Annotated in this window: 24 protein-coding genes; 9 read left to right on the forward strand and 15 right to left on the reverse strand. The window is 70.9% G+C overall.

Annotation, left to right across the window (positions count from 1 at the left end; translation table 11 throughout):
• Window positions 1–467: 467 nt before the first annotated feature.
• Window positions 468–602, forward strand: coding sequence for a hypothetical protein (locus tag ACZ4WQ_RS27670; protein ID WP_311726047.1), 135 nt, complete (start codon window positions 468–470; stop codon window positions 600–602).
• A 20-nt stretch (window positions 603–622) separates the two neighbouring features.
• Window positions 623–793, forward strand: coding sequence for a hypothetical protein (locus ACZ4WQ_RS27675; RefSeq protein ID WP_311726048.1), 171 nt, complete (start codon window positions 623–625; stop codon window positions 791–793).
• 617 nt (window positions 794–1,410) lie between these two features.
• Here the strand turns inward: ACZ4WQ_RS27675 and ACZ4WQ_RS27680 are convergent.
• The 3 genes from ACZ4WQ_RS27680 to ACZ4WQ_RS27690 are packed head-to-tail and all read right to left on the reverse strand — an operon-like array spanning window position 1,411 to window position 6,648.
• Entirely contained in the window at window positions 1,411–5,835 is a 4,425-nt protein-coding gene (locus tag ACZ4WQ_RS27680) for a putative T7SS-secreted protein (protein ID WP_468022501.1), read from the reverse strand.
• Complete coding sequence (locus ACZ4WQ_RS27685; protein ID WP_311726051.1) at window positions 5,835–6,356, reverse strand: hypothetical protein; 522 nt, start codon at window positions 6,354–6,356, stop codon at window positions 5,835–5,837. The genes ACZ4WQ_RS27680 and ACZ4WQ_RS27685 overlap by 1 nt, the downstream gene beginning before the upstream one ends.
• Window positions 6,343–6,648 carry an SseB family protein gene (locus ACZ4WQ_RS27690; protein WP_311726199.1) on the reverse strand — a complete coding sequence of 102 codons (306 nt, stop codon included), beginning with the start codon at window positions 6,646–6,648 and terminating at the stop codon, window positions 6,343–6,345. The genes ACZ4WQ_RS27685 and ACZ4WQ_RS27690 overlap by 14 nt, the downstream gene beginning before the upstream one ends.
• A gap of 244 nt (window positions 6,649–6,892) precedes the next feature.
• Here ACZ4WQ_RS27690 and ACZ4WQ_RS27695 point away from each other — a divergent pair, with 244 nt between their 5' ends.
• The 4 genes from ACZ4WQ_RS27695 to ACZ4WQ_RS27710 are packed head-to-tail and all read left to right on the forward strand — an operon-like array spanning window position 6,893 to window position 10,487.
• Complete coding sequence (locus tag ACZ4WQ_RS27695; protein ID WP_398376143.1) at window positions 6,893–7,921, forward strand: ABC transporter ATP-binding protein; 1,029 nt, start codon at window positions 6,893–6,895, stop codon at window positions 7,919–7,921.
• Window positions 7,911–8,807: an ABC transporter permease gene (locus ACZ4WQ_RS27700; RefSeq protein ID WP_385342306.1), complete on the forward strand. Its 897-nt coding sequence runs from the start codon at window positions 7,911–7,913 to the stop codon at window positions 8,805–8,807. The genes ACZ4WQ_RS27695 and ACZ4WQ_RS27700 overlap by 11 nt, the downstream gene beginning before the upstream one ends.
• Window positions 8,804–9,730, forward strand: a complete 927-nt coding sequence (locus ACZ4WQ_RS27705) for an ABC transporter ATP-binding protein (protein ID WP_468022502.1) — start codon at window positions 8,804–8,806, stop codon at window positions 9,728–9,730. Before ACZ4WQ_RS27700 ends, ACZ4WQ_RS27705 begins: the two co-directional genes overlap by 4 nt.
• A 25-nt stretch (window positions 9,731–9,755) precedes the next feature.
• Complete coding sequence (locus ACZ4WQ_RS27710) at window positions 9,756–10,487, forward strand: ABC transporter permease (protein ID WP_468022503.1); 732 nt, start codon at window positions 9,756–9,758, stop codon at window positions 10,485–10,487.
• Window positions 10,488–10,522: 35 nt separating this feature from the next.
• On the opposite strand, the gene ACZ4WQ_RS27715 is transcribed toward ACZ4WQ_RS27710, so the two are convergent.
• Window positions 10,523–10,765: a hypothetical protein gene (locus ACZ4WQ_RS27715; RefSeq protein WP_311726056.1), complete on the reverse strand. Its 243-nt coding sequence runs from the start codon at window positions 10,763–10,765 to the stop codon at window positions 10,523–10,525.
• 102 nt (window positions 10,766–10,867) lie between these two features.
• The gene (locus tag ACZ4WQ_RS27720; protein WP_398376138.1) at window positions 10,868–12,418 is read right to left on the reverse strand and encodes an MFS transporter; all 1,551 of its coding nucleotides are present in this window, start codon (window positions 12,416–12,418) and stop codon (window positions 10,868–10,870) included.
• A 140-nt stretch (window positions 12,419–12,558) separates the two neighbouring features.
• Here ACZ4WQ_RS27720 and ACZ4WQ_RS27725 point away from each other — a divergent pair, with 140 nt between their 5' ends.
• Together ACZ4WQ_RS27725 and ACZ4WQ_RS27730 are read left to right on the forward strand one after the other, a co-directional pair.
• On the forward strand, window positions 12,559–13,563 hold the full coding sequence (locus tag ACZ4WQ_RS27725; RefSeq protein ID WP_468022504.1) for an Lrp/AsnC family transcriptional regulator: 1,005 nt from the start codon (window positions 12,559–12,561) through the stop codon (window positions 13,561–13,563).
• 234 nt (window positions 13,564–13,797) lie between these two features.
• Window positions 13,798–14,247, forward strand: a complete 450-nt coding sequence (locus ACZ4WQ_RS27730) for a phospholipase (RefSeq protein ID WP_311726059.1) — start codon at window positions 13,798–13,800, stop codon at window positions 14,245–14,247.
• Here ACZ4WQ_RS27730 and ACZ4WQ_RS27735 read toward each other — a convergent pair.
• The 9 genes from ACZ4WQ_RS27735 to ACZ4WQ_RS27775 all read right to left on the reverse strand — a co-directional run bounded on the left by ACZ4WQ_RS27735 (window position 14,231) and on the right by ACZ4WQ_RS27775 (window position 23,990).
• Window positions 14,231–15,052 (reverse strand): HAD family hydrolase, encoded by an 822-nt coding sequence (locus ACZ4WQ_RS27735; protein WP_398376133.1) that lies wholly within the window; start codon window positions 15,050–15,052, stop codon window positions 14,231–14,233. The two genes, ACZ4WQ_RS27730 and ACZ4WQ_RS27735, sit on opposite strands and share 17 nt — an antisense overlap.
• Window positions 15,049–16,326: a serine--tRNA ligase gene (gene serS, locus ACZ4WQ_RS27740; RefSeq protein WP_311726061.1), complete on the reverse strand. Its 1,278-nt coding sequence runs from the start codon at window positions 16,324–16,326 to the stop codon at window positions 15,049–15,051. The genes ACZ4WQ_RS27735 and serS overlap by 4 nt, the downstream gene beginning before the upstream one ends.
• Window positions 16,327–16,843: 517 nt before the next feature.
• Complete coding sequence (gene pheA / locus ACZ4WQ_RS27745; RefSeq protein WP_311726062.1) at window positions 16,844–17,779, reverse strand: prephenate dehydratase; 936 nt, start codon at window positions 17,777–17,779, stop codon at window positions 16,844–16,846.
• Between the two features lie 67 nt (window positions 17,780–17,846).
• Window positions 17,847–19,118 carry an iron uptake transporter deferrochelatase/peroxidase subunit gene (gene efeB / locus ACZ4WQ_RS27750; protein ID WP_398376131.1) on the reverse strand — a complete coding sequence of 424 codons (1,272 nt, stop codon included), beginning with the start codon at window positions 19,116–19,118 and terminating at the stop codon, window positions 17,847–17,849.
• Complete coding sequence (locus ACZ4WQ_RS27755; protein ID WP_385342322.1) at window positions 19,115–21,088, reverse strand: copper resistance CopC/CopD family protein; 1,974 nt, start codon at window positions 21,086–21,088, stop codon at window positions 19,115–19,117. The genes efeB and ACZ4WQ_RS27755 overlap by 4 nt, the downstream gene beginning before the upstream one ends.
• Before the next feature lie 6 nt (window positions 21,089–21,094).
• On the reverse strand, window positions 21,095–21,571 hold the full coding sequence (locus ACZ4WQ_RS27760; protein WP_385342324.1) for a copper chaperone PCu(A)C: 477 nt from the start codon (window positions 21,569–21,571) through the stop codon (window positions 21,095–21,097).
• Window positions 21,568–22,230 (reverse strand): SCO family protein, encoded by a 663-nt coding sequence (locus ACZ4WQ_RS27765; RefSeq protein WP_311726066.1) that lies wholly within the window; start codon window positions 22,228–22,230, stop codon window positions 21,568–21,570. Before ACZ4WQ_RS27765 ends, ACZ4WQ_RS27760 begins: the two co-directional genes overlap by 4 nt.
• Before the next feature lie 115 nt (window positions 22,231–22,345).
• Window positions 22,346–23,098 (reverse strand): YcnI family copper-binding membrane protein, encoded by a 753-nt coding sequence (locus tag ACZ4WQ_RS27770; protein WP_311726067.1) that lies wholly within the window; start codon window positions 23,096–23,098, stop codon window positions 22,346–22,348.
• A gap of 100 nt (window positions 23,099–23,198) precedes the next feature.
• On the reverse strand, window positions 23,199–23,990 hold the full coding sequence (locus ACZ4WQ_RS27775; protein WP_398376126.1) for a hypothetical protein: 792 nt from the start codon (window positions 23,988–23,990) through the stop codon (window positions 23,199–23,201).
• A gap of 213 nt (window positions 23,991–24,203) precedes the next feature.
• Here ACZ4WQ_RS27775 and ACZ4WQ_RS27780 point away from each other — a divergent pair, with 213 nt between their 5' ends.
• Window positions 24,204–24,689, forward strand: a complete 486-nt coding sequence (locus ACZ4WQ_RS27780; RefSeq protein ID WP_311726069.1) for an ATP-binding protein — start codon at window positions 24,204–24,206, stop codon at window positions 24,687–24,689.
• Here ACZ4WQ_RS27780 and pdxR read toward each other — a convergent pair.
• Window positions 24,655–26,271 (reverse strand): MocR-like pyridoxine biosynthesis transcription factor PdxR, encoded by a 1,617-nt coding sequence (gene pdxR, locus ACZ4WQ_RS27785; protein WP_398376124.1) that lies wholly within the window; start codon window positions 26,269–26,271, stop codon window positions 24,655–24,657. The two genes, ACZ4WQ_RS27780 and pdxR, sit on opposite strands and share 35 nt — an antisense overlap.
• Window positions 26,272–26,289: the final 18 nt, after the last annotated feature.

A 26,289-nucleotide genomic window follows, 5' to 3' on the forward strand; every position in this document is an offset into this window, starting at 1 on the left:
AGGCTGTTACCGCGCAAGGTGGCCATTGGTCACGAGCAGGAGCGCCAGACGAGAGAAGGCCCCCTGGTGATGGTTTCCCCCGAACGGATCAGCGAATCCGTGCCGGACGCCGCGAGCAGAAATGATCTCCGACGTGTGTCCGTCCGTATAGCTCACCGGCTACGCCGGACGGCGAACGCAACCAGAGGGCTGCTGCGGCGCGTGCGGCATGTCATCGCGATCGGCCAGGGTCGGCATAGCGCGGTAGCGGTATGCGTGGCGGTTGGCCCCGCCCATACTCCCGTACCGCCTCCGAAGCCTGCTGTCATCGAGTCCCCCGTGCCCTCCTCTGTCCTCTACGAGGATCCGCCCACGCTCCGCCTTCCGCGCATCCCTGCTGCTGAGCACTTCCCGATTCTCTGGGACTTCGACCCGGTGGGGTTGTACGTCGTCCAGTACGAGCGAGAGCGAGCGTTGGGAGCGGCGCGGTGAGCGCGGACACGCCATCACAGGAGACGCAGGGGGGTTCCAGCCCTCGCCCCACACCCAAGGAGCTGGAGCAGCGCGCGGAGGCTCTGGCCAAGGCGATCCGCAAGCACCTGGAGCGGGGGAGGCGCCGGTGAGGTCGTTGATGGTGCGGGGCATGACCGCTGGAACCCAATCCTGCGCGAAGTGCGAGAAGTACACCGCGCTGCGCGAGAAGGCCAAGCGGGATGGGGATTACGACAAGGCGACCACGTACGAGATCTTGCGCCGCCGTCACCCGTCCCACGAAATGCCGAGCCGTACGGCCCGTTGGGGGTTGCCCGCATGAGTCGGCCGACGGAGTACAGGGGCCCGAAGGTGGGCCAGGAGGCGTACGACGCCGCTACGGGGCGTGTCGGTGTCCTCCAGGCGGTCTGTCATGTTGACGATCTCATCTTCGACCACAGGATGCCGGGGCCCCGCGTCGCGTTTCTGCGCCCGGCCGAAGGTGGGCGGGAGTGGATGACCGACGCCGAAAACGTCAAGTTCCCGGAGGAAACGGCGCGTTGAGGCTGTCTCTCATTGCTTTAGTTGGCGCTGTCAGTCTCCAGATATCCAAAGATATCCGCGCCTCTTGATTGTCTCATTAATGAGGTCCGTGAGACCAGCTACGGCTGATGTCGTATCGGGCACTTCAAGTGAGATTCTCTCAATCTCGCGGAGAAGTCGATGCATCTGAAGGATGTTGAACATGGTGTCGCCGTACCTGGAAACACAGGACAACTGCCCGCTTTCCGTGGCGAAAGGCAGGAGGCTGGTCAACCATTTGCCGGAGTTCGGCCCTGCGTACGTGCGATCATGTACCTGATTTTCGAGATAAACGGCGAGGCCCAATTTGAATACCCCTTTGCTTTCTGGAGGCTATCCAGTCGGATCGCCCGTCCGCCCGGATAGCCTCACCATACCCTAAGTTACCGGCTTGGGTATTGGGTGCATCGTTATCACACCCCCGTATTTGTCTTGCACCACTCGATACCAAGTCGTCGGGAGGCCGCCCACATCTTGTGAAACATTCCCGATATCGCGTCCCGCGTCAACGTCGCGCTCGTAAAATCCACTTTCGTTCGGGCCGCGTGCCTTTACGCTGCTGGATGCCTCGACCAGCTCATCTAGGTCAATATCCTCCTTAAATACACTCTTGTCACTTTCCGCATACTTCCCTCCAGGCATGTGCTTACTGCGAATGTATTTTTCGGACTCGTCGTCAAGCCCAGGACGCTCAGGGCACGCGTTAAGGCCTAGGGGATCAAGCCAGCCGAGAGGATTGGGTACGTAGGCCGTGGGATTGGGGGCCGGGTCCAGGCCCAATGGATCGGGTGAGGCGTAGCGGCCGGTTTCGGGGTCGTAGTGGCGGAAGTAGTTGTAGTGGAGGCAGGTTTCGGGGTCGGCGTATTGGCCGGGGAAGCGGAGGGGGCAGTCGACCGAGCCGGGTGGGGCGGGGAGTGGGGTGCCCCAGAGGGTGGTGCGGTGTTGCCAGGCGAGGGTGCCGTCGGGGGTGACGAGTTCGGTGGGGGTGCCGACGAGGTCGGTGATGATGGCGTGGAAGCGGGCGTCGTACTCCTGTTGGAGGATGGATGACTTTTCGTCCATCGGCTCGGGCGGAGTGTGGCGCTCGGTTTGGGATATGGGGCGGTGGGTTCCTGGGGCGTAGTCCCAGGTTGTCGTGGTGCCGTCGGTGGTGGTTTGTTCGGCCAGGCGGGTGCCGTCCCAGGTGAAGTGGATCCGGTCGGCGGCTCTGCCGTCTTCCGCCAGGTGCTGTTTGGTGGTGCGGCGGCCCAGGGGGTCGTACGTGTAGGTCCACACCTCGCCGTTAGGAGTGGTGGCCTGGGTGAGGCGGTCTTCGGGGTTCCAGGTATAGGTCCAGGTGCGGGTCTGGCCGTTGAGGAGTTTGCGGGTGCGGCGGACGAGGCGGCCTTGGGCGTCGTGTTCGTAGGTGGTGCGGCCGGCGCGGTGGATGACCGTGCCCGTGAACTCGCGGTCGCCGGAGGCTTCGTGGTTGGGAGCGGTGGCGTGGGTGAGGTTGCCCGCGCTGTCGTAGGCGTAGGTCTCGGTCCAGCCGTGGGCGTGGACCGCCGTGACGCGGCCGACCGGGTCGAGGTCGAAGCGGCGGGTGCCGGAGGTCAGCTCGCGGATTTCGGTGAGGTGGTCGTCCGGGCGGTAGGTGTACTCCCGGTGCTGGAGCAGCGTGGAAGTGTCGCCATGGGTGAGGGCCTGAGTCGTCAGGCGGTCCAGGTTGTCCCAGGTCTGGGTGAGCGCCACGTCGGCGCCGAACGTGCGTGATGTCTCGCGGCCCGCCGCGTCGTGGGCGAAGTGCAGCGTGTTGTCCGCCGTGGTGAGCGTTGTGGGGCGGCCGGTCGCGTCGTACGTCCATTCCGACCGCAGGCCGCTCGGGGTGATGCGTTCGGTGCGGTTGCCTGCCTGGTCGTAGGCGTAGACGGTGGTCTTGTCGTTGACCGTCTCGGTCAGGGCCCTTCCCCGCGCGTCATACGTGCGGCGCAGGTCCGTGTCCGGGTTCGCTGCCTGCGTCAGGCGGCCCCCGGCGTCATACGCGAACGTCGTCTCCGTGCCGTCCGCCGTGCGCGTCACGATCGTGCGGCCCAGTGTGTCCCGGGTGTAGGTGAGGGTTTCCCCTGCTCCGTTCTCCCGGGATATCAGGCGGCCCGCCGCGTCGTGCTCGTACCTGAGCGTGCGGTCGTTGAAGTCCGTCTCCGCCGTGACCTGCCCCGCTCCGTTGTAGGTATAGGTCCAGGTCCGGCCCTGGGGATTCGTGACCGTCGTCAGGCGTAGCTCGGTGTCGTATGCGAAGGCGTACGTCGCTCCGTCCGGGTCCGTACGCGTCGCCGGGAGGTCGAAGTGGGTGTGGGTGTGGCGGGTGGTGTTGCCAGCCGGGTCGGTGTGTTCGGTGAGGTTGCCCTCGGCGTCCCAGGTCCAGGTCTCGCGGGAGCCATCAGGTCGGGTGCGCCAGGAGGGCTTGCCCTCGATGGTCCAGCCCTGGCGGGTGACATGGCCCAGGGGGTCGGTGACGCGGGTGATGCGGCCGTGGGTGCCCCGGCGGACGGTGGTCGTGTTGCCCAGGGCGTCGGTGACCTCGACCGGCAGGCCCGCCTCGTCGCACACGACCTGGGTGGTGTGGCCGAGCGGGTCGGTGATCGAGGTCAGGTTACCCACCTCGTCGTACGCGTAGTGGGTCGCGGCGCCTGTGGGGTCCGTCGTCCGGGTGCGGTTGCCCCGGTCGTCGTACGCGTGGCGCCACACTGCGCCGTCCGGCTCGCGGACCTCCAGCGGCTGGCCGTACTCGTCGTACGCGGCCGTGGCCGCCGTGCCGTCCGGGCGGTCGACGCGTATGAGGTTGTGGTTGTCGTCGTACGCGTAGCGCGTGGTGTGGCCCAGCGGGTCGGTCACCGAGAGCGGGAGGCGATTGGTCTTCGGATCCCACTGGGTGCGGGTCATGTTGCCCAGCGGATCGGTCTCGGTCACCACCTTGCACGCCTCGTTGTAGACGTAGGTGGTCCGGTTGCCCAGTGAGTCGGTGTAGACGGTGGTGCGGGACGCTTCGTCGTAGTGGAAGCGGCCGGTCATCATGTTGTCCGAGCCGATGGTGCGCAGCACGCGGCCCCGGTGGTCGTAGACGTACCCGAAACTGGTGCCGTTGCGGTCGGTCCAGGACGTGATGCGGTGCTCGTCGTCGTAGGTGAACCGCAGCGGTTCATCGGCGGAGTTGATGACGTCGGTCAGGTCGCCCGCGCCGTTGTAGGCGAAGGAGACCAGCGTGGTGCCCGCCTCGGCGTCGCCGACGCCCAGCAGGCGCAGCGCGGTGATGCGCAGCAGCTCCGGGTCGGCGTCGATCGCGATGCGGTAGCCGCCGGAGTGCACCACCTCGACCGGGGTGCCGTCGGTGTCGTAGGTGAAGGTGATGGACCGGCCGTTGCGGTCCTCGATCATCTGGAGGGGGAGTTCGTTGCCGTCGGCGGCCAGGGGTGTGAAGTGCAGGGTGCGGGCCTGCTCGGGGACCTCGATCCGCATCGTGCCGCCCGCCGTGCCATCCCAGCGCAGAGGCCAGCGCGGGCCCCGCACCGGGTATGTGTCCTCCTCGGGGCGAGGGACCGCGTACCGCAACACCATGCCGTCGGCCGCGACGAACACGATCCCGTCCGCGTCCAGCTCCAGCCGCTGGTCGAGGGTGGCGGACCAGGTGCGGCCGAACCATCCGCCGCAGGTGTGGCCGGAGACGAAGTTGCGCTCAAGGACCAGCGGCAGCGCGCCGGGCAGGGACACGTCCGTGGCCGGCATGACCATTTCGCCGGTCGTCACGTCGACCGGGTCGCCCTTGCACTTCTTCTCGACCCCGCACTTGTCCGTGCCCTTGCTGTTCGCCCGGTCGTGCGCCTCACCGTCCCGGCCCAGCGCCTTCTTGCGCGCCGCCAACCGCTCGGCGGCGCTGCCGCCCACGTCCAGCTTCTTGCGCAGCACGCTCGCGCCGCCCGTGGTCAGGGCGAGCAGCAGCTCCGGTGTGATCTCGCCCGCTGCCCGCAGCGGGTCCTTGGACCACATATCCCAGTTGGTGGCCGCCTTCAGGAACTCCTTCGGGTGTTGTCTGGCGTACTCCAGGCCGTCGCCGATATTGGCGAGCTGCATACCGAAGCCGCCGAGGTCGCCCTTGAGGAGCGAGGCGGGGAGCTCGGCCAGGCCGAGGATGCCATAGTGGGCTTTCCACAGCCCGTCTTTGACGCCCTCGCCGAACTTCTGCCAGTTACTCGGCTTGTTCGGGGCCTTCTCCGCCGCCTTGTCGATCTTCTTCTTCGACGCTTCGGCGACTAACCGCAGCTCCTCGACCAGCTTGTCCAGCCGACCGACACAGTCCTCCATCGCCGCGATGCCCGGATCGGTTTCCGCGGGCTTCTCCGGCAACTGCTCATCGCCCCGCGTCACCGCGTCGTTGTAGGCATCGACCTTCTTGTGGTGCGACTTGGACGCCGCCCGCGCCGCGTCCGCGTCCTCGATGATCGGCTCACACCGCTTCTGCACCGACCGCAGCTTCGTCGCATACGCCGCCAGCGCGCTCGCCGCGTGCGTGAACTGGTCATGGCCCGAGGTCAGTTCCTTCGGCAGCCGGTCGACGGCCTTCCGGAACTCGCCCGCGCCCTTGCCCTGCCAGTCCTCCAGGTCCAGCGGCCGCAGCTTGTCCTTGCCGTCCTGGAAGGCGCCCGCATACGCGCGTAGCTCCAGCACCAGGTCGTCGACGTCGCCCGGGTTTCCGGGGATCAGGTCCTTGGGCTTCGCGCCCGCCGGTATCCGTATCTGCGGTGGCCGCACCGCATCCGGGTCTGCCATCAGGACTCGTCCTCGTACTCGCCCAGCGCCTTGCGCGCGAACTCCGCCAACGCCGTATTCCCCGGGCGCTTCTCCATCTCCGGCGCCCCTATGTGTTCCCAGGACCACTTACCGGCCGCGCCCGACGGGAGCTTGGCCATGTTCGCGTCCGAGGGCCAGAAGTCCTTCACTCGCATCAGGTCCGCCAGCATGTACCCGGCCACGGCCTCGTACAGCCGCTCCACCACCGCATCCGCATGGTCCGCGAGCTCACCCATGCCGAAGCCCCACTCCTTGACGAACGCCTTGCCCGACTCCAGGAGTTCGGGCGAGCCGCAGTGCTGGAGATAGGCCGTCAGCTTCTCCTGGCCGTTCTTGACCGCCTTGGCCGCGACCACCGACTCCTCCAGCGGGAGGATCTGCGCCTTCACCGCAGCGATCTCGAGCTTGTACCCGTCAGCGCCCTCGTTACCGCCGTACTTGCCGTCCGCGCCACCCTCGGTAGGGGCCCGGTTCACATCCCTCGCGTCAGGATCCGCCACCGTCAGCCCCCTCCTCCTCGCGCAGTGTCTGCTCGTCCAGCAGGAACGGGCGCTTGCTCAGCGGGTCCACCAACGCCCGTACGCCCTCCGGCAACAGGCCCACCAGGTCCTCGGCCGTCGTAGAGGCCCACCCGCACGCCCCCGCGAAGCGCGCGAGCCCTTCGAGCGAGGTGAACACCGGCACGAGCGGGCCGGCCTCCGCCGTCTCCGAGACCAGGAATCCCGGGTTCTCCGGGCGCTGGAAGTACAGCCGCGCCTGGCGCAGCGCCGCCCACTTCTCCCGCTCCGACATCTGCGCGGCGGTCTCCTGGCGTACCAGGTCGGCCAGGCTTGCTTTGCCGCCTTGACCAGGCGGTCTAGACGGTCTGGTGTTCCCTCCCCCAAACATGAGGGCTATCTTCACACAGGTGACCGACACCATGGGTGACTGACACGCCGCTCTTCGCAACCGGTCGGCCTGCCGAAAGTGCCGGTCCCCTACGGGACCGTCAGACCCGAGAACTAGGGAAATCCAGCCGTCTGGACTGACGTCGGGTGTGTCCCACACCACTACGGTCGAAGACGTGACTGTGATCGCCACCGAAAGCCTGAGCAAGCGGTTCCCCCGGGTCACCGCGCTTGACCGGCTCTCCGTCGACATCACGCCGGGCGTCACCGGCCTGGTAGGTGCCAACGGGGCCGGCAAGTCCACCCTGATCAAGATCCTGCTGGGGCTGTCCCCCGCCAGTGAGGGCCGTGCCTCCGTCCTCGGCCTCGATGTGGCCACCGACGGCAGCGCCATCCGCGAGCGGGTGGGCTATATGCCCGAGCACGACTGCCTGCCGCCCGATGTCTCGGCGACCGAGTTCGTCGTCCATATGGCGCGCATGTCGGGGCTGCCGCCCACCGCCGCCCGCGAGCGGACCGCCGACACCCTGCGCCATGTGGGGCTCTACGAGGAGCGGTACCGCCCCATGGGCGGCTACTCCACCGGCATGAAGCAGCGCGTCAAGCTCGCCCAGGCGCTGGTGCACGACCCGCGGCTGGTCCTTCTCGACGAGCCCACCAACGGCCTCGACCCGGCGGGCCGTGACGAGATGCTCGGCCTGATCCGCCGGGTGCACACCGACTTCGGCATCTCGGTCCTGGTCACCTCGCATCTGCTGGGCGAGTTGGAGCGCACCTGTGACCACGTCGTCGTCATCGACGGCGGCCGGCTGCTGCGCTCCAGCTCCACCCGGGAGTTCACCCAGGCCACGGCCTCGCTCGCGGTCGAGGTGACCGACACCGCCGCGCACCCGGACGGCACGGCCGCGCTGCGCGCCGCCCTCGCCGAGTCCGGGCTCACGGTCCGGGCCGCGGGCCGCTCCGGGGACGGGGCCGCGTCCGCCTCCGAGCATCTGCTGCTCGTGGACGTCGACGGTGACGAGACCTACGACGCGGTCCGCGACGCCATCGCCCGGCTGGGCCTCGGCCTGATCCGCATGGAGCAGCGCCGCCACCGCATGGCGGAGATCTTCCGCGACGACGACGGAAACGACGGAAACGACGGAAACGGAAGCGGAGGTGCCGCCGATGCCGCCTGAGACCCAGACCCAGCAACGCGCCGAAATTCACAACATCGGCTACCGCCACTACGACGGCGCTCGCCTCGGCCGCGCCTACGCCCGCCGCTCGCTGTTCTCCCAGAGCCTGCGCGGCGCCTATGGCCTCGGCCGCTCCGCCAAGTCCAAGGTCGCGCCGATGCTGCTGGCCGCCGTGATGTGCGTGCCCGCCCTGATCCTCGTCGCGGTCACCGTGGTGACCAAGCAGAACAGCCTCCCCGTCGAGTACACGCGCTACGCGGTCATCATGCAGGCCGTCATCGGCCTCTACACCGCGGCCCAGGCCCCCCAGTCCGTCTCCCGGGACCTGCGCTTCAAGACCATTCCGCTCTACTTCTCCCGCCCCATCGAGGCGGCGGACTATGTGACGGCCAAGTTCGCCGCCATGGCCTCCGCCCTGTTCGCCCTCACCGGCGTCCCCCTGGTGATCCTTTACGTGGGTGCCCTGCTCGCCAAGCTGGACTTCGCCGACCAGACGAAGGCCTTCGCGCAAGGACTGGTCTCCGTGGCTCTGCTCTCCCTCCTCTTCGCCGGCATCAGCCTGGTCGTCGCCGCGCTCACCCCACGCCGGGGCTTCGGCGTGGCGGCCGTCATCGCCCTGCTGACCATCTCCTACGGCGCGGTGTCCACCCTTCAGGCCATCGCGTGGGACCAGGGCAGCACCGGCGCGGTCAGCTGGATCGGGCTGTTCTCGCCGATCACGATCATCGACGGCGTCCAGACGGCCTTCCTCGGCGCCACCTCCGCCTACCCCGGCGGATTCGGGCCCGACGCCAAGGCGGGACTCCTCTTCCTCCTCGTCCTCCTCGGCCTGATCGCCGGCTCCTACGGCCTGCTCCTGCGCCGCTACCGAAAGGTCGGGCTGTGACCACGATCGCCATCGACAATGTCTCCCGCTGGTTCGGGAACGTGGTCGCCGTCAACGACGTGACCATGGCCATCGGCCCCGGTGTCACCGGCCTCCTCGGCCCCAACGGCGCGGGCAAGTCCACCCTCATCAGCATGATGGGCGGCTTCCTGGCGCCCTCCACCGGCTCCGTCACCCTGGACGGGGCCACCATCTGGCGCAATGAGCAGGCGTACCGCCGGATCGGCATCGTGCCCGAGCGCGAGGGGATGTACGACTTCCTCACCGGCCGCGAGTTCGTCATCGCCAACGCCGAGCTGCACGGGCTGCCCGACCCCCGCGCCGCCGCCCGCAAGGCGCTGGAGACCGTCGAGATGGACTTCGCGGGCTCCCGCCGCATCGCCACGTACAGCAAGGGCATGCGCCAGCGGGTGAAGATGGCCTCCGCGCTGGTCCACGAGCCGTCGGTGCTGCTGCTCGACGAGCCGTTCAACGGCATGGACCCGCGCCAGCGGATGCAACTCATGGACCTGCTGCGGCGCATGGGGGACGACGGCCGTACCGTCCTGTTCTCCTCGCACATCCTGGAGGAGGTCGAGCAGCTCGCCGCGCACATCGAGGTGATCGTCGCGGGCCGGCACGCGGCCTCCGGGGACTTCCGCAAGATCCGCCGCCTGATGACGGACCGTCCGCACCGCTATCTGGTGTGCTCCAGCGACGACCGCGCGCTCGCTGCGGCCCTCATCGCCGACCACTCCACCACCGGCATCGAGGTGGACACGACCGGCGGGCCCGAAGCCGGGCTGCACATCCAGGCGGTCGACTTCGCCCGCTTCACCGAACTGCTGCCCCGCGTCGCCCGCGATCTGGGCATCCGGCTCCTCACGGTCTCGCCTTCCGACGAGTCCCTGGAGAGCGTGTTCTCCTACCTCGTCGCGGCCTGAGCGGCCGGAAAGGAGCCCAGAGGCGATGTCCTCCTCGCTCTACCACCCCACCGTCGCCCGGCTCACCTACCGGGCCCTGCTCGGCCGCCGCCGTGCGCTGATCCTGTTCATCCTGCCCGCGCTGTTGCTGGCCATCTCGGTGGCCGTACGGGCGCTGGCCGGCGTCGACGACGGCACCGCCGACTCCGTCCTCGGCGGCTTCGCCCTGGCCACGATGGTCCCGCTGATCGGGGTGATCGCCGGTACGGGCGCGATCGGCCCGGAGATCGACGACGGCTCGGTCCTCTATCTGCTGTCCAAGCCCGTCAAGCGGCCCACGATCATCTTCACCAAGTTCGTCGTCGCGACCGGCGTCACGGTTCTCTTCTCGGCGGTGCCCACCCTGCTGGCGGGCTTCATCCTCAACGGCAACGGCCAGCAACTGGCGGTCGCCTACGCCGTCGCCGCCACCGTCGCCTCGGTCGCCTACAGCGCGATGTTCCTGCTGCTGGGCACCGTCACCCGGCACGCGGTGATCGTGGGCCTGGTCTACGCCCTGGTGTGGGAGTCGCTGTTCGGCAGCCTGGTCCCCGGGGCCCGCACGCTCAGCGTCCAGCAGTGGTCGCTGGCGCTGGCCCAGAAGGTCTCCGACAGCGGGCCGGTCACCTCGGTCGTCAGCCTGTCCACCGGCGTGGTGCTGCTGCTCGTCGTGACCGTGGCCGCCATCTGGTTCGCGGGCCGGAAGCTGCGGACCCTGACCCTCGCGGGCGAGGAGTGACCGCGGGCGAGGAGTGACCCCTTTGACGACAGGCCCTACGGGCGCCAGCGGGCCGGGACGGCGGTGAAGCGGCCGCCGGTCTCGGCGGTGGCCGCCGCGCTCGGCGCGGCCGCCACCGCCGTCCTGTGCCCAGGGGCGGCGTTGGCCCGGTCCAGGGCCGAGGCCACCGTGGCGGACGAGCCGAGCAGCACGGTCGCCGCCACACAGGCCACCGTCCACGGTGCCCGCAGCATCCGCACCCACCCCGACGTACGCCCCACAACCGCCGTGCCGCTCATGCCGTCCTCCGATCCTCGTCGGTGCCGATGAGGCGATCCTGACGGGCGGAGTTGTCGATCAGCCCTACGTCACCTACGAGGCAGCTGTGGACCGGGCCCGGCTCAGGTGCGGGCCGGTTCTGTCTCGGGCGCGGTCTTCTCGGGGGCGCCGGGCCCCGCCGCCGTGCCCGGGCCGCCGCGGACGACGGCCAGCACCAGCGCGCCCGCCACCAGCGCGGTGACCCCGGAGATCACACAGATCCGGTCCAGACCCGCCACGAAGGACTCGTGCACCAGCGCCTTCGCCGCCTGCGCCCGCCCCGCCGGGGCGGCGGCGATCACCGCGTCCGCGTGCCCGCCGCTGATCGCCTCGGCCGCCTGTCCGGCGGCGCGCGCCGGGACGGATCCGCTGTCCTCGACGACATCGCGCACCCGCGCCGCGAACACCGTGCCCAGGACCGCGATCCCGAGCGCGTACCCCAGCTGCCGGAAGGTGTTCACCGCGCCGCTGGCCATCCCGGCGCGCTCCGGCGGCGCCGAGCCGAGCGCCGCCGACACCAGGACGGGCATGGCCAGACCGATGCCGAGCCCGCCGAGCATCAGCCCGGGGACAAAGGCCGTCCAGTCCGAGTCGGCCGTCAGCCGCACGGCGGTGACCAGGGCCGCGGCGCCCACCAGCAGCAGCCCGCCGCCGAGCGCGCGCCCCGGGGCGACCCGCCCCAGCAGCCGTCCGCCCGCCGCGCCGACGACCAGCGCGACCCCCGCCATCGGGGTCACCGCCAGGCCGGCCTCCACCGGGCTGAGCCCGAGCACCGACTGGAGCCACATCCCCGCGTAGGTGAGGTACGGGAAGGCCGCCGCCTGGAGCAGCAGGGCCGCGACCATCAGCACCGCGAAGGACGGACGGCGCATCAGCCCCAGATCCAGCAGCGGCTGTCGCTTCCCGCGCTCCACCAGGACGAACACGCCCAGCGCGAGGGCGGAGACCACCAGCGACACGACCGTGCCGCCCTCGGACCAGCCCTCCTCGCCGCCCCGTATCAGCCCGTACGTCAGCGCCCCGGCGCACAGCGTGAAGAGGGCGGCGCCCGGCCAGTCGATCCGCGCGCCGGGGGCGCCGCGCGACTCGTCGACCGTACGGATCGTGATCCACACCGCGAGCGCCGTCAGCGGCAGATTGACCAGGAAGATCGCCCGCCAGTCGGCGTACTCGGTGAGCAGCCCGCCCAGCACCGGGCCGACCGCCGCGGCCGCCCCGCTGGTCCCGCCCCATACGCCGAAGGCGATGCCGCGGTCCCGCCCGGTGTATGTGGCCATCAGCAGCGGGGTGTTGGTGGCGAACATCGCCGCCGCGCCGACGCCCTGCACCCCGCGGGCGGCGATCAGCACCCCGCTGTCCGGGGCAAGGCCGCAGGCCAGCGAGGAGAGCGCGAAGACGGCGAGGCCGAGCAGATACAGCCGCCGCCGGCCGAAGACGTCGGCCGCCGAACCGGCGGCCATGAGCAGGGCGGCGAGCGCCAGTGCGTAGATGTCCATCACCCACTGGAGCGAGGTGAAGGAGGCGTCCAGCCCCTGCGCCACCTGCGGCAGCGCCGTGTTCACGATGGTGACGTCGATCAGCAGCATGAAATTGCCGAGGGTGATGGCCGCGAGCGGCCACCATTTGCTCCGCATGACGAACTCCGAGTTCCACAGAGAGTGGGGCCCGGCCCGACGCCGTACCCCCCGTGATCCCCAAGTTCCGTCAGCCGACCCCGCGCCTTCCAGCCAACACCGCATCTGTGGCGCTATCCGACAACGGCTAGCCTTCTGCGGTGAATTCCGACGCGTTCGACGAGCTGGACCGGCAACTGGTCCAGGCCCTCCAACTCGACGGCCGGGCCCCGTTCAGCCGGATCGCCGATGTGCTCGGCGTCTCCGACCAGACCGTGGCGCGCCGCTACACCCGGCTGCGCACGGCCGGGGCCATCCGGGTGCTGGGGCTCACCGACCCCGCCGCGCTCGGCGAAGTCGTCTGGCTGCTGCGGGTGCAGTGCACCCCGGACGCGGCCATGTCGGTGGCCGAGGCGCTGGCCCGCCGCCCCGACACCTCATGGGTGAGCCTGATGTCCGGCGGCACCGAGATCTCCGGCATCACGCGCGCGGCGTCCGGCGAGGACAGCGACGCGCTGCTGCTGCGCAAGTTGCCGGGTACTCCACGGGTGGTGGGCGTGGCCGCGCACTGTGTGCTCCATGAGTACTTCGGCGGGCCGCAGGGGCTGGTCAGCAAGTCGGGCACGCTGACGCCCCGGCAGATCGAGCGGCTGGTCGTCCCCGTCGTCAACCGCCCGCCGGACGGCCGCGCCCGGCTGGACGACGGCGACCGGCAGCTTCTGGCCGTGCTGGCGCGCGACGGGCGGGCGGGTCTTGCCGAGCTGGCTGCCGCCACGGGCTGGTCGCAGTCGACGGTACGCCGCCGCATGGCGGAGCTGCGTGCCGACGGCACCCTCTACTTCGACGTCGACTACCACTACCGCATGTTCGGCCATGGCTCCACGGCCGTGCTGTGGCTGTCCGTGCTGCCGGCCCACCTCGCCGCCGCCGGGCAGGCGGTGGCGGAGCACCCGGAGGCGGCCTTCGTCTGCGCGACCACCGGGCCGCACAATCTGCTGGCGGTCGTGGTGTGCCGGGACGTCCGGCATCTGTACGAGTACCTGACCACGCGGGTCGCCGCGCTGCCGGGGGTGCGGGGCATGGAGACCTCGCCGACGATCCGCCGGGTCAAGGGCGCGGGGCCGCTGCCGCTGTCTCCGCGGGGCGCGGCGCGGCGCGCGCCCTGACGTACCGCCGCACCTGCCGCCATACCCCGGTCAAATCCCCTGGCCAGGGCGGCACTTGGAGGAAGCTCCCAACTCCCGGTGGTTGAACTCTGTTCAAGCAGACGACCCAATAAATCTTGACGATTGTCAGGGACCTGCCGAACCCTTGGCGTGCGCCAACGCACTGCCTCGTACTCGTTCCAGTTCCCTTCCCTACGGCCTTTTATGAAGGACCGTCAGACATCGGAGGAACCGATGCGTCGTCTTGCCACGAGTCTCGCCGCCACCGCGGTCGCCGCGGCCACCGCCGTGGCCCTCGCCGGGCCCGCCCAAGCCGCCCCTGCGGACAAGCCGCAGGTGCTCTCCAGCTGGACCCAGACGAGCGCGAGCAGCTACAACGCGTGGCTCGCGGCACGCAACAACCAGGGCGCCTGGTCGGCGTACCAGTTCGACTGGTCGACCGACTATTGCAGCAAGTCCCCCGACAACCCCTTCGGTTTCCCCTTCAAGACCGCCTGCGCCCGCCATGACTTCGGCTACCGCAACTACAAGGCGATAGGTGCCTTCAGCGCGAACAAGGCCCGCCTGGACAGCGCCTTCTACGAGGACCTCAAGCGGGTGTGCAACGGCTACAGCGGGGCGTCCAAGACCGCCTGTAACAGCACCGCCTGGACGTACTACCAGGCGGTCAAGGCGCTGGGCTGAAAAGCCGCTCCAGGACGAGGGCGATGCCCTCCTCCTCGTTGGACGCGGTGATCTCGTCGGCGACGGCCTTCAGCTCCTCGTGGGCATTGGCCATCGCCACGCCGTGGGCCGCCCACCGGAGCATCGCTGTGTCGTTGGGCATGTCGCCAAAGGCGATGGTGTCCTCCGCGGTCATCCCGAGGCGCCGGGCGGCCAGCGAGAGGCCCGTCGCCTTGGTCAGCCCCAGCGGCAACAGCTCCACCAGGCCCTCGCCCGACACCGTCACCCCCAGCAGGCCGCCCGCGGCCGTGCGGGCGGCCTCGGCCAACTCGTCGTCGCCCATCCGCGCGTGCTGGATGTAGAGCTTGCTGACGGGGGCGGACCACAGATCGGCCCGGTCCTTCAGCGACCGGGCCGACCGCTCCGCCGGATGTACCCCATAGCCGGGCCCGAAGAGCAGCTTGCCGTCGAGCCCGTCGCGGGCCACGGCCAGGAACAGCGGGCCGACTTCCGACTCGATCTTCTCCAGCGCCAGCGCGCCCAGTCGCCGGTCCAGGGTCACGGACGTCAGCAGCCGGTGCTCGCCCGCGTGGTAGACCTGCGCGCCCTGCCCGCACACCGCGAGCCCGTGGTAGTCGAGGTCGTCGAGTATGTGCCGGGCCACCGGCACCGTCCGCCCGGTGACCACGATGTGCGCCGCGCCCGCCGCGGTGGCCGCGGCGAGCGCCGCCCGGGTGCGCTCGGAGACCCGGTGGTCGCCGCGCAGCAGGGTGCCGTCGAGGTCGGTGGCGATGAGGCGGTAGGGCAGCGAGGGGCTGTCGCTCATCGGGCGACCGGCTCCAGGACCTCGCGTCCGCCCAGATACGGACGCAGGACCTCGGGCACCCGCACCGATCCATCGGCCTGCTGGTGGTTCTCCAGCAGCGCGACGATGGTGCGCGTGACCGCGCACAGCGTGCCGTTCAGCGTCGCCAGCGGCCGTACCCGCTTGTCCTCGCGCATCCGGATCGACAGCCGGCGCGACTGGAACTCGGTCGTGTTGGAGGTCGAGGTCAGCTCGCGGTACTTGCCCTGGGTCGGGATCCACGCCTCACAGTCGAACTTCCGCGTCGCCGAGGAGCCCAGGTCTCCCGAGGCCAGGTCGATCACCCGGAACGGCAGCTCGAGCGAGGTCAGCCACTGCTTCTCCCACTCCAGCAGCCGCTGGTGCTCGGCCTCCGCCTCCTCCGGCGTGGTGTAGACGAACATCTCGACCTTGTCGAACTGGTGCACCCGGAAGATGCCGCGGGTGTCCTTACCGTACGAGCCGGCCTCACGGCGGAAGCAGGAGGAGAACCCGGCGTAGCGGCGCGGCAGCTCGCCCGCGTCCAGGATCTCGTCCATGTGGTACGCGGCCAGCGGCACCTCGGAGGTGCCGACCAGGAAGAGGTCGTCCTTGTCGAGGTGGTAGACGTCGTCCGCGGCCTGGCCGAGGAAGCCGGTGCCCTCCATGGCCCGGGGCTTGACCAGGGCCGGGGTGAGGACGGGGGTGAAGCCCGCGGCGGTGGCCTGCGCCATCGCGGCGTTCACCAGCGCGAGCTCGAGCAGCGCGCCGACGCCGGTCAGATAGTAGAAGCGCGAGCCGGAGACCTTGGCGCCGCGCTCGGTGTCGATCGCGCCGAGCAGCTCACCGAGGACCAGGTGGTCCTTGGGGGTGATGCCCTCGGCCGCGAAGTCGCGCGGGGTGCCGACCGTCTCCAGGACGGCGAAGTCGTCCTCGCCGCCGATGGGCACGTCGGGGTGGACCAGGTTGCCGAGCCGGAGCAGCAGCCGCTGGGTCTCCTCCGCGGCCTCGTCCTGCTCGGCGTCGGCGGCCTTCACCGCGGCGGACAGTTCGCCCGCCTTCTTCAGCAGCTCCGCCTTCTCGTCGCCGGAGGCCTTGGGGATGAGCTTGCCGAGCGCCTTCTGCTCGGAGCGCAGCTCGTCGAAGCGGACGCTGGACGACCTGCGCCGCTCGTCGGCGGAGAGCAGCGCGTCGACGACGTCGACGTCCTCTCCACGGGCGCGCTGGGAGGCGCGCACACGGTCGGGGTCCTCACGGAGCAGACGAAGGTCAATCACGTCACCAGGTTACCGGTGTGCCCATCCGGTGCTCGACCCGATATTCCCTTGCGGTGCACTTTGTCCGCGTTTGGGATGGTATGGATTCTTGAGAATTCGCCCGTCTGTGCATCCGCGTGCCGTGGTGACGAAAGCGCGCATTCCCTGAAATGGGGCGAAGGGGCGGCTATGGGTGACCGGGTTCCCTTGTGCGAACGGGGAGTTGACCCTCGCGTTGTCCACAGGGTGGGGTGGTGGCGTCCAAAGTTATCCACAGGCTGTGTGTGAGTTCTGTGGATGTCGGGCTGATCATCTGGTACGCGAAGTGCTCGGCGATGGATTCCCCGATCAAACCTCGTTCACACACTCTTTCGGGTGGGATTTGCTCACTCCGGAGAGTTGGTCGAGAGAAATGGGGTGACGTGAGTGATAGGTGTGGCGATAGGTGGGTTGGTGCGAGCTGGGTGATTTGTCGATTACGCCGGGTTGATGTGTCGACTTGTCCCCAGCCCGCGCCTCGTGCCTGTGGATAACTCGGTCAGGCCCGGCCGTCCTGGCAGCGGGCCAGCCACTCGTCCGCCGCCGCGAAGTCCTTGTCCTCGGTCCCGTACCGCAGCGGGGACATGTCCGACGGCTCGAAGCCCGCCCGCGGGTAGGAGCCCAGGAACCGCACATTCGGGCAGATCCGCTTCAGCCCCATCAGGGCCGAGGCGACCCGCCGGTCCGTGATGTGCCCCTCGAGGTCCACCGAGAAGAAGTAGCGGCCGATGCCCTGGCCCGTCGGGCGCGACTCGATGCGCACCAGGTTGACCCCGCGCGCCGCGAACTCCTGGAGCAGCTCCAGCAGCGCACCCGGGTGGTCGTCGCCGAGCCAGATCGCCACGGTCGTCTTGTCCGCGCCCGTCCGGGCGGCGGGCCGCGCCGGGCGGCCGACCAGCACAAAGCGGGTCGCCGCGTTCTGCGCGTCATGGATGCCGCTCACCAGGGGCGTAAGCCCGTACGTCGCCGCCGCGAACTCACCGGCGAACGCCGCGTCGTAGCGCCCCTCCTGCACCAGCCGCGCCCCGTCCCCGTTGGAGGCGGCCGACTCCCACACCGCGTCCGGCAGATTGGCCGCCAGCCACTTCCTGACCTGCGGCTGGGACACCGGGTGGCCGGTCACCGTCTTCACATCGGAGAGCTGGGTGCCCGGCCGTACCAGCAGCGCGAAGGCGATCGGCAGCAGCACCTCGCGGTAGATCATCAGCGGTTCGCCGGTGGCGAGCTCGTCGAGCGTGATGGTCACGCCGCCCTCCACCGAGTTCTCGATGGGGACCAGCGCGGCCGCCGCCGCGCCCGACCGCACGGCGTCCAGCGTCGTCGGCACCGAGACCATGGGGGTCAGCTCGCGCGTGGCGGCCTCGGGCAGCGACCGCAGGGCGGCCTCCGTGAACGTGCCTTCGGGACCGAGGTAGGTATAAACACTGGCCGACATCACGCTGACTCCCTGGAACGGACGAGAACCGCAACGATACCCAGCGTCCGGCCCCTGACGCCGTGGTTCACCCTTCCAAGAGTGCCTGACCGACGTACTCGCCCGGGGCGCAGCCGCCCGGCACCGCGAAAAGCGCGCTCGCCTCGTGCCGCAGAAAGCGCGACAGCCCGTCGCCCCGGTCAAGCTTCCGCTGCACCGGTACGAAGCCCTTCATCGGATCCGCCTGCCAGGCGATGAACAGCAGCCCCGCGTCCGGCGCGCCGTCCGCGCGGAAGCCGTCGTGGTACGAGAACGGGCGGCGCAGCATCGCCGCGCCCTGGTTCGAGACGGGTGCGGCGACCCGTACGTGCGCGTCGCCCGCGACGGCCAGCGACCCGTCCGCGTTCACCTTGTCCAGCTGGACCGGTGTGGTCTCGGTGCCGCCGGACAGCGGGGCCCCGTCCGACTTGCGGCGGCCTATCACCCGCTCCTGCCGTTCCGGGGAGAGGTGGTCCCAGGTGTCGAGGAGCATCCGGATCCGCCGCACCACCGCGTACGAGCCGCCCGCCATCCAGTCCGGCTTCCCCTGCGCGGGGACGAAGATCCGCTGGTCGAAGTCGTCGTCCGTGGGCTTGGGGTTGTTGGTGCCGTCGACCTGCCCCATGAGGTTGCGGGCGGTCATGGGGCGGGAGGTCGCGCCGGGCGTCCGGTTGAAGCCGTTCATCTGCCAGCGCACCCGGGCCGTCTCCCCGGCCTCGCGCTGGAGCGCGCGCAGCGCGTGGAAGGCGACCAGCCCGTCGTTCGCGCCGATCTGAAGCCACAGATCGCCGTTGCTGCGCTTCGGGTCGAGCACGTCAGCGGAGAAGTCGGGGAGCGGGGCCAGCGCCTCCGGCAGCCGGTCGCCCAGCCCCACCTTGCCGAAGAAGGTGCGGCCGAAGCCGAAGGTGACGGTGAGCGACGCCGGGCCCGCGTCCAGCGCGATGCCCGTGTCGTTCGCCGGGGCCCTGCCCGCGGTCAGCTCCTCGGCCGTCTTCGACCAGCGGCGCAGCAGCGCGGCGGCCGCCTTGCGGTTCGCGCCGGGCGCCAGGTCGAGGGCGACCACGTGGCCGTGCGCCTGGAGGGGGGTGGTGATGCCGGCCTGGCGCTCGCCGTGGAAGGGCACGGCGGTCGAGCCGACGGAGCTGAGCGGGTCGGGGTCGGTGCGGGCCGTCTCGGCGGCGTACGCCCCGGCCGCGCCGCCCGCGACGAGCCCGGCCGCGCCGACGGCGCCGGCCGTGCCCAGCAGGCGGCGCCGGGAGATCGAGGAAGGGGGTTCCGGCTGGGTGTCCGGGGTGTGCTGGGTGTTCGGGGTCTTGCTCATTGGCCGATCTTCAGGGTCCTGGTCTCCGTCACCTGGTCGATGTCGGAGGTCCGTACGGTCAGGGCGAGCCGCCAGGTGCCGCCCATGGGCAGCTGGAAGCTCTTCGCGCTCCAGTGGCCGGTGGCGACGTGCTCCAGCGGCACGGTCAGCGGGCCGATGTTCTCCTTCGGGAGCGTCAGGGTCACCTTCGCCTCCTCCGCGTCCACGGGCCGGTCGGCCAGGTCGAAGGTGAAGACATGGATCAGGTTGTCGCCGGGGAGGGCCGGGTCCAGCATGAAGATCGCCTTGCCGCGGCCGCTCTTGGGCCCCGTGTTGTACGGGATCTCGACGCTGATCGGGTCGACGGCCGGGGTGGTGTCCACGGCCGCGCCGCCGGACTTCGCGCTCGCGACGGCGCTCGCGGCCCGGCCGGGCTGGGTCGTGCTGAGCACCGTGGCGACGGCGAGCAGCACGACGGCCACGACCGTCTCCGCGAGTACGGAGCGGTAGAGCGAGCCGCGCGTGAGGTCGCCGTGGCGCTTGCGGAGGGTGGCGGCCTTGGAGACCGCCGCCTTCTGGCGGGCGAGCTGGGCGGTGCGCACGGGGTCGGCGGCGGCAGCCTCTTCCGTGTCCTTGGCCTCTTCCTCTTCTTTCTCTTCCTCGGCCTCGGCTTCGTCACCGCTCGCCGTCGCCTCCTCGTCCGTGAGGCGGCCCGTCCAGCGGCGCGAGACGGAGGCGATGGCGACGAGCACCGCCACGAGGCCGACCTTGACCAGCAGCCAGCGCCCGTACTCGGTGCCGGTCAGCGCGTCCCAGGAGCCGACCTGCCGCCACGACTGGTAGAGGCCGGTGAGGACCAGGACGACGACCGAGCCGAAGGCCAGCCGCGAGAAGCGGCGCACCGCCGTCCGCCCGATCGGCTCCCCCGCGCGCAGCGTGGCCACGAGCGCCGCCAGACCGCCCAGCCATACGCCCACGGCGAGCAGGTGGACCACGTCGACCGGCATCGCGACGGTGGACTGGATGCCGACCGAGGCGTGCTCGGCCATCGCCCAGGTCGCGGCGATGCCCACCGAGACGACGGTGCCGCCGAAGGCGAGCCCGAAGGCCAGGTCCTGGCGCCGCCCCTGGTCCTCGTCCGCCGCGCGGCGCGCGTACGAGCCGAAGAGCACGGCCAGGAAGAGCGCCGCCGCGCCGAGCAGCATCAGCCGCGACAGCAGCGCCGCGCCCGCCTTGGTGGACAGCACATCGCTCAGGCCGCCGAGGTCGAAGACCCCGCCGATGCCCTTGCCGTCGGTGTACGGGCCGCGCAGCAGCAACAGCAGCAGGGTCGCGGAGAAGAGGGCCACCCAGCCGCCGACGGTGAGCTTCTGGACCGGCCGCGAGGAGCGGCACAGCCCGGCGAAGACACAGCCGCCGACCAGCACCGTGAAGCCGCCGTAGGCGACGTACCGCCCGATGTCGTACAGCGTCTCGACCGTCTCGTCGGGGCCCGCGGCCGAGGGCACCTTGGCCTTCGTCTTGGACGGCGCGCCGATGGAGAAGGTGAACGCCCCGGCCACCGGGTGGCTGTCCTCCGAGACCACCTTCCAGGCCACCGTGAACGTGCCGTCGGGCAGCCCGGCGTGCAGCGCGACGCCGGCCGTGGACGACTTGCCGCCCACATGGGCGGGTTTGCCGGTGTCCACCCGATTGCCCTTCGGGTCCAGGACGCGCACGGAGTCGCCGGACAGCAGCACCCCCTCCGAGAAGGTGAGCCGCACCTGCGACGGCGCGGCCTTGACCACCGCGCCGTCCGCGGGGTCGGTCTCCGTGAGCGCGGCGTGCGCCGACGCGGAGGACGCGCCGAAGCTGAGCGCGCACAGCAGCGCGGCGAGCAGGGCACCGAAGACCGACAGCAGTCGCCTGGTGGTCGGCCTGGACGGCCTGGTCAGCCTGGTCGTCCAGGCCGACCTGGTCGTCCTGGTCAGGGAGGGGGGCAGCGAGGGCATCGGGCGTCAGTCCTTGGGGCGGTACGTCGTCGGCTCGACCGGGACCTTGATCTCGATGGGGTCGGAGGAGGCGAAATGCAGGGTGAAACCGACCTTGTCACCGACGTTCGGCTTGCGGGTCAGATTTGTCAGCATCAGATGATCTCCGCCGGTGGCCAGCCGCAGCTCACCATTGGCCGGGATCTTCAGCGACCGCACCTGCTTCATCCGGGTGCCGGTGGTGGTGTGCATGGTGACCTCGCCGGCCAGCGAGGTGGTGACGGAGGTCAGCTCGTCGGCGCCGCCGCCCTTGTTGGTCACCGTCACATAGCCCGCGGCCATGTCCCGGGTCGGGGGCTGGGGCACGTACGCGCCGCTGACGGACAGCTTCGGCCGGTCGCCGCCGCCACCGTCCTCGCCGCCGCAGGCCGCGAGGGCGGCGGACAGGGTGAGGACCAGCGCGGCGGCGGCCGTCCGCCGCGCGCCGGTCGCCGTCCCGGTCACGGGTTCTGCCCCTTGATGATCTTCGGCAGGTCCTTGACGTACTGGTCGGCCGTGGTCTCGGTGGTGTAGAGCCAGTGGTTCTTGTCGTCCTTGGGGGAGAAGGCGATCACCTCGGCGCCGTGGTTGACGGTGATGCTGCCGTCCTTCTCCTTCTTCGGCTTCTCGACGAGGATGCCCAGCGGCCGCGCGGCGGCCTGGATGGTGTCGAAGTCGCCGGTCAGCGCGACGAAGTCCTGACCGCCCTGGCCGTCCAGCCAGGAGCGCATGCGCTTGGGGGTGTCCCGCCCGGGGTCGGTGGTGACGAAGACGACCTGGAGCTTGTCGCGCTCGGCCTTGGGGAGCTTCTGCTCCGCGAGGCCGATGTTGCTCATGACCAGCGAGCAGACGTCCGGGCAGTAGGTGTAGCCGAAGTAGATCAGGGTGGGCTTGCCCTTGGTCTCCTTCAGCAGGTCGTACTTCTTGCCGTCGGTGTCGGTCAGGACGAGATCGGGCTTGGCCTTGGGCTGGTCGAGGACGATCGCCTGGCCGGGCTTGCTGCCGCCGGAGACATCGGCGGCCTTCTCGGTCCGGTCGCCGTCGCCGCCGGAGCCGCCGCAGGCGGTCAGGGTGAGAGCGGCGGCGGTGACGAGGGCCGCGCCCAGGTATGTGGTGCTGCGCATGGAGTCGTTCTCCAAAAGATGCGGGTGGATCGGTGGATCGGTGGATCGGTGGTGCGGGGGTGGCGGGCAAGCGCGCCCACCACCCCTCGGGTCCCTCGGTGCTGCGGGGTGGGGATCAGGCGTTGCGACGGCGGCCGGCGAGCACGCCGAAGGCCACGCCGGCGACGCCGACGACGATGCCCACGATGCCCAGCACACGGGCGGTGGTGTCGCTGTTGTCGCCGCCGTCATCGCTCGACGCGGAGGCGGTCTTCTCGGTGGCGCCGTCGGCCTCGGCCTTCGCGTTCTGGGTGCCGCCGCCGTGGCCGTCGGAGCCCTCGGCCGGCTTGACGAGCTTGAGGACGGGCGCCGGGTTCTCGGGCTCCGGCGCACCCTCCTTGGGCGCCTCGATCCAGCGCACGACCTCCTTGTCGTCGTACGTCTGGAGGGCCTTGAAGACCAGTTGGTCGGCGTCGTCGGGCAGCGCGCCGACCGACAGCGGGAACTGCTGGAAGGTGCCCGGCTCGATCTTGCCGCCGCTCCAGGTGACCTTGGTGACCGCCTCGGTGACCTTCTCGCCGTGCACCTCGACCGGCTTGGCGAGCTTGGTCTTGGTGAGCTTCACGTCCCAGCCGGGCACCGGTTGCGCCATCACCGAGGCCAGCGGGTGGTCGGCGGGCAGGGTGACCTCGAGCTTGACGGTCGAGGCGTCGTCCTTCTCGTTGGGCACCTTGAAGGCGATCGTGCTGTAGCCACCCTGCTCGGCCTGGCCCGGCTGCACGCTGACGTGCGCGAAGGCGGGGGTGGCGGCGAACAGCACCAGTGCTCCGGCGGCGATGCCGCAGGCCATCGGAAGACGGCGGAGACGGGGAAGACGCATGGCGTTCATGACAAAACACTCCATGGCAGGAATGAATCGGGATTTGGGGGTGGCGCGCGTGCGGCGACAGCGCGAACGCCCCCGGTCCCGCCGGAGTGCGCCGCGTCGGTCAGGCCGCGAGGTCGAAGCCAGGCGGGCCCCGCCTGATCACACTGTGCTGGAGTACGAGGGTCTCGGCCGCGCACTCGTCCCGTTCGGGTGTGCGCGGCCGGCGCACGGAGGCGCCGAGCGGCTCGTCCTGGCCGGCGCGCAGCGCCCGGACCAGCCGCAGCGCGGCGCGCAGCGCCCGCACGAGCGCGGCTTCCGCGACCCCGCGCGCCCCGTCCGCCGACAGCCGCACCGCCCGCCACACGGCCACCTCGCCGCGGCGCAGCAGCCAGCCGACGGCGAGGGCGGCGAGCAGATGCCCCAGCGCCATCGGCAGCGACGGCAGCAGGGTGTCCAGGTGCATGGCCTCGGGGCCCGGCCGGGACGGCGCGGAGCCCACCGTGGCGGGGTCGATCCCGGCGTGGGTGACGATCCGGTGCGCCGTGGCGGCGTCCAGCCGGACGGGGCCCGAGCCGCACAGCAGCCGGCCGGCCATGGCGGTCACCCCGCCCTCGGAGCCGCCCGTTGCCGGGGTCTGCTGGGTGGTGCGCTGCCCGAGCGCGAAGACGGCGTGGAGCGCGAGCTGACCCACGCCCAGGACCACGGCGATCCCGGGCAGCGACCGCTCCCGCCCGGCCAGCGGCGCCACCGTCGCGAACAGCACCGCGCAGCCCGCGCCGAGCGTCCACAGCGGCACGGTCGTGCAGGAGGCGAGCATGTGCCCGCCCGCGGACAGCACGACGCAGACCGCGGTGAACACCGCGGCCCGCAGTATCCGCAGATCGGCTCCGGCGCGTCCGTGGGGGGCAGACATGGCCGCGCCATCATCCCACTGGGCCCCGAATTCCCCCACGGCGGGTGGGGCGTACCGCCGCACACCTGGACAGCTCCATGCACCGCTCCATACACCGCGATATGGAATATGCGCTTCCGCCGAATGAGGGGAGTCACGTCAATTGGACGCTTACGGACCATGGACGCAGGCAATACGTAACGGTATGTCGAGCCGTGGCCGGGAGGCTGGAGTATGAGCATTTGGTGGTCACTCCATCTGCCGCGTGAGGCGGCGAGCGTTCCGCTCGCCCGGCGCCTGCTCCTCGGCACGATGGAGACGGCCGGGGTCGATCCCGAGATCTCCTACGACCTGTCGGTCGCCCTCTCCGAGGCCTGCGCCAACGCGGTCGAGCACGGCGGCGCGGACGGCGCCGACGGGGACTACAGAGTCACGACCTTCATCGACGGCGACACCTGCCGCATCGAGGTCACCGACTCCGGGCCGGGCTTCCACCGCCGCCCCGTCCCCGCCGGCCCGGGGGACTGGGCCAAGGCCCCGCAGCCCCACCCCGCCGCGAGACAGCCGGCCCCCGCCCAGGCAGAGCACGGGCGAGGGCTCTTTTTGATCGAGGCGCTGACCGACCACGTCCGCTACCGCGACCGCCCGGGGCGCGGCGGTGTGGTGGTCAGCTTCGACAAGATCCTCAAGTGGCGCGAGGACTCCCTGACGGGGGTGTGACGACCGTGTCAGCCGCGTCGGTCGTGTCAGCCGCGCCGGTCGTGTCAGCCGCGTCCGTGTCGGCCGCTTCGGCCGCTTCGGCCGCTTCGGCCGCTTCGGCCGCATCGGCCGAGAGGTCGGGCGGCAGCCCGCGGCACAGCGCGTCCAGCGCGCCCGCGAAGGCGTGGTCGGGCGGGGTGGCGTAGCCGACGACCAGGCCGTCGCGGGGCGGCCCCGCCGCGTCCGGATGGCGGTAGCCGGCCAGGCCCTCCAGGGCGAGCCCCTGCCAGGCGGCGGCCTGGACGGCGGACCGCTCGGTGCCCGGCGGCAGCTCCAGCACCGCGTGCAGCCCCGCCGCGACGCCGCTGACGCGGATGTGCGGGGCGCGTTCGGCGAGGGCGGCGACCAACTGGTCCCGGCGGCGGCGGTAGCGCTGGCGCATGTTGCGGATGTGCCGGTCGTATCCGCCCGACTCGATGAAGTCGGCGAGGGTGAGCTGGTCGAGCGCGCTCGCCCACGCCTCCCGCTCCCCCTTGACGGCCAGGACCTCGTCCACGAGGTGGTCGGGCAGCACCATCCAGCCCAGCCGCAGGGCCGGGGTCAGGCTCTTGCTGGCCGACCCCACGTAGAGGACATGCCCGGGGTCCAGGCCCTGGACGGCGCCCACGGGCTTGCGGTCGTAGCGGAACTCGCCGTCGTAGTCGTCCTCCAGGACCAGCCCGCCGCGGGCGCGCGCCCAGTCGACGGCGGCCGCCCGCCGCAGGGGGTGCAGCGGCCCGCCGGTGGGGAACTGGTGGGCGGGCGTGAGCAGGACGGTCCGTACGCCCTGGAGCGAGGCCAGCTCCTCGGTGCGGGCGCCGTCCGCGTCCAGCGACAGCGGCACGGTACGGATCCCGGCGGCGGCGAGCAGCGAGCGGTGGAAGCCGAGGCCGTACGCCTCCACGGCCGCCGTGCCGCGCAGCGCCGCCGTCCCGGCCAGCAGCCGCAGCGCGTGGGCGTACCCGGAGCAGATGACGATCCGGTCCGCGTCGGTGCGCACGCCCCGGGCGCGGGCCAGATAGCCGGCCAGCGCGCGGCGCAGCTCCGGGCGGCCGTGCGGATCGCCGGGGCCGAAGGCCTCGTTGGGTGCGGAGGTCAGGGCGCGGCGGGCGGAGGCCAGCCAGGCGGAACGGGGGAAGGACGCCGCGTCGGGCTGGCCTTGCAGCAGATTGTGGACGGGCTCGGGAGGACGCGCGGGCGCGCTGCGGGCGCGCCGCACGGGCGCCGAGCCGAAGCCCACGGCCGCGCCGCCCCTTCGGTTCACTCGCCTGGGCGGGGGCGGCGCGGCCCGGGGCGCGACGCGGGTGCCGGAGCCCTGGCGGGCGGTGAGCCAGCCCTCGGCGACCAGCTCGGCGTAGGCGCCGGCCACGGTGTTGCGGGCCAGGCCGAGGTCGGCGGCGAGGGACCGGTACGGCGGCAGCCGGGTGCCGGGGGCGAGCCGGCCGTCGCGGATGGCCTCGCGCAGCGCCCCCGTCAACGCCGCCCGGCGGCTGCCCGCCCTGGCCAGCTCCAGATGGAGATCACTGCCGAGGGCCGCCGCCGAATTGACCCAGGATTCCGCCACGGCGACCGACGATACCCC

It is taken from the genome of Streptomyces sp. NPDC028305 (assembly GCF_055569495.1).

What these genes read in the sequence shown, in the direction of transcription:
- ACZ4WQ_RS27690 (WP_311726199.1), bottom strand. Translation starts at nt 6,648, where the DNA reads ATGTCGGAGCGGGAGAAGTGGGCGGCGCTGCGCCAGGCGCGGCTGTAC.
- pheA (WP_311726062.1), bottom strand. Translation starts at nt 17,779, where the DNA reads ATGTCGGCCAGTGTTTATACCTACCTCGGTCCCGAAGGCACGTTCACG.
- ACZ4WQ_RS27680 (WP_468022501.1), bottom strand. Translation starts at nt 5,835, where the DNA reads ATGGCAGACCCGGATGCGGTGCGGCCACCGCAGATACGGATACCGGCG.
- ACZ4WQ_RS27755 (WP_385342322.1), bottom strand. Translation starts at nt 21,088, where the DNA reads ATGCCCTCGCTGCCCCCCTCCCTGACCAGGACGACCAGGTCGGCCTGG.
- ACZ4WQ_RS27770 (WP_311726067.1), bottom strand. Translation starts at nt 23,098, where the DNA reads ATGAACGCCATGCGTCTTCCCCGTCTCCGCCGTCTTCCGATGGCCTGC.
- ACZ4WQ_RS27735 (WP_398376133.1), bottom strand. Translation starts at nt 15,052, where the DNA reads ATGAGCGACAGCCCCTCGCTGCCCTACCGCCTCATCGCCACCGACCTC.
- ACZ4WQ_RS27780 (WP_311726069.1), top strand. Translation starts at nt 24,204, where the DNA reads ATGAGCATTTGGTGGTCACTCCATCTGCCGCGTGAGGCGGCGAGCGTT.
- ACZ4WQ_RS27715 (WP_311726056.1), bottom strand. Translation starts at nt 10,765, where the DNA reads ATGAGCGGCACGGCGGTTGTGGGGCGTACGTCGGGGTGGGTGCGGATG.
- efeB (WP_398376131.1), bottom strand. Translation starts at nt 19,118, where the DNA reads ATGAGCAAGACCCCGAACACCCAGCACACCCCGGACACCCAGCCGGAA.
- ACZ4WQ_RS27720 (WP_398376138.1), bottom strand. Translation starts at nt 12,418, where the DNA reads ATGCGGAGCAAATGGTGGCCGCTCGCGGCCATCACCCTCGGCAATTTC.
- ACZ4WQ_RS27775 (WP_398376126.1), bottom strand. Translation starts at nt 23,990, where the DNA reads ATGTCTGCCCCCCACGGACGCGCCGGAGCCGATCTGCGGATACTGCGG.
- ACZ4WQ_RS27765 (WP_311726066.1), bottom strand. Translation starts at nt 22,230, where the DNA reads ATGCGCAGCACCACATACCTGGGCGCGGCCCTCGTCACCGCCGCCGCT.
- ACZ4WQ_RS27730 (WP_311726059.1), top strand. Translation starts at nt 13,798, where the DNA reads ATGCGTCGTCTTGCCACGAGTCTCGCCGCCACCGCGGTCGCCGCGGCC.
- ACZ4WQ_RS27675 (WP_311726048.1), top strand. Translation starts at nt 623, where the DNA reads ATGACCGCTGGAACCCAATCCTGCGCGAAGTGCGAGAAGTACACCGCG.
- ACZ4WQ_RS27710 (WP_468022503.1), top strand. Translation starts at nt 9,756, where the DNA reads ATGTCCTCCTCGCTCTACCACCCCACCGTCGCCCGGCTCACCTACCGG.
- ACZ4WQ_RS27700 (WP_385342306.1), top strand. Translation starts at nt 7,911, where the DNA reads ATGCCGCCTGAGACCCAGACCCAGCAACGCGCCGAAATTCACAACATC.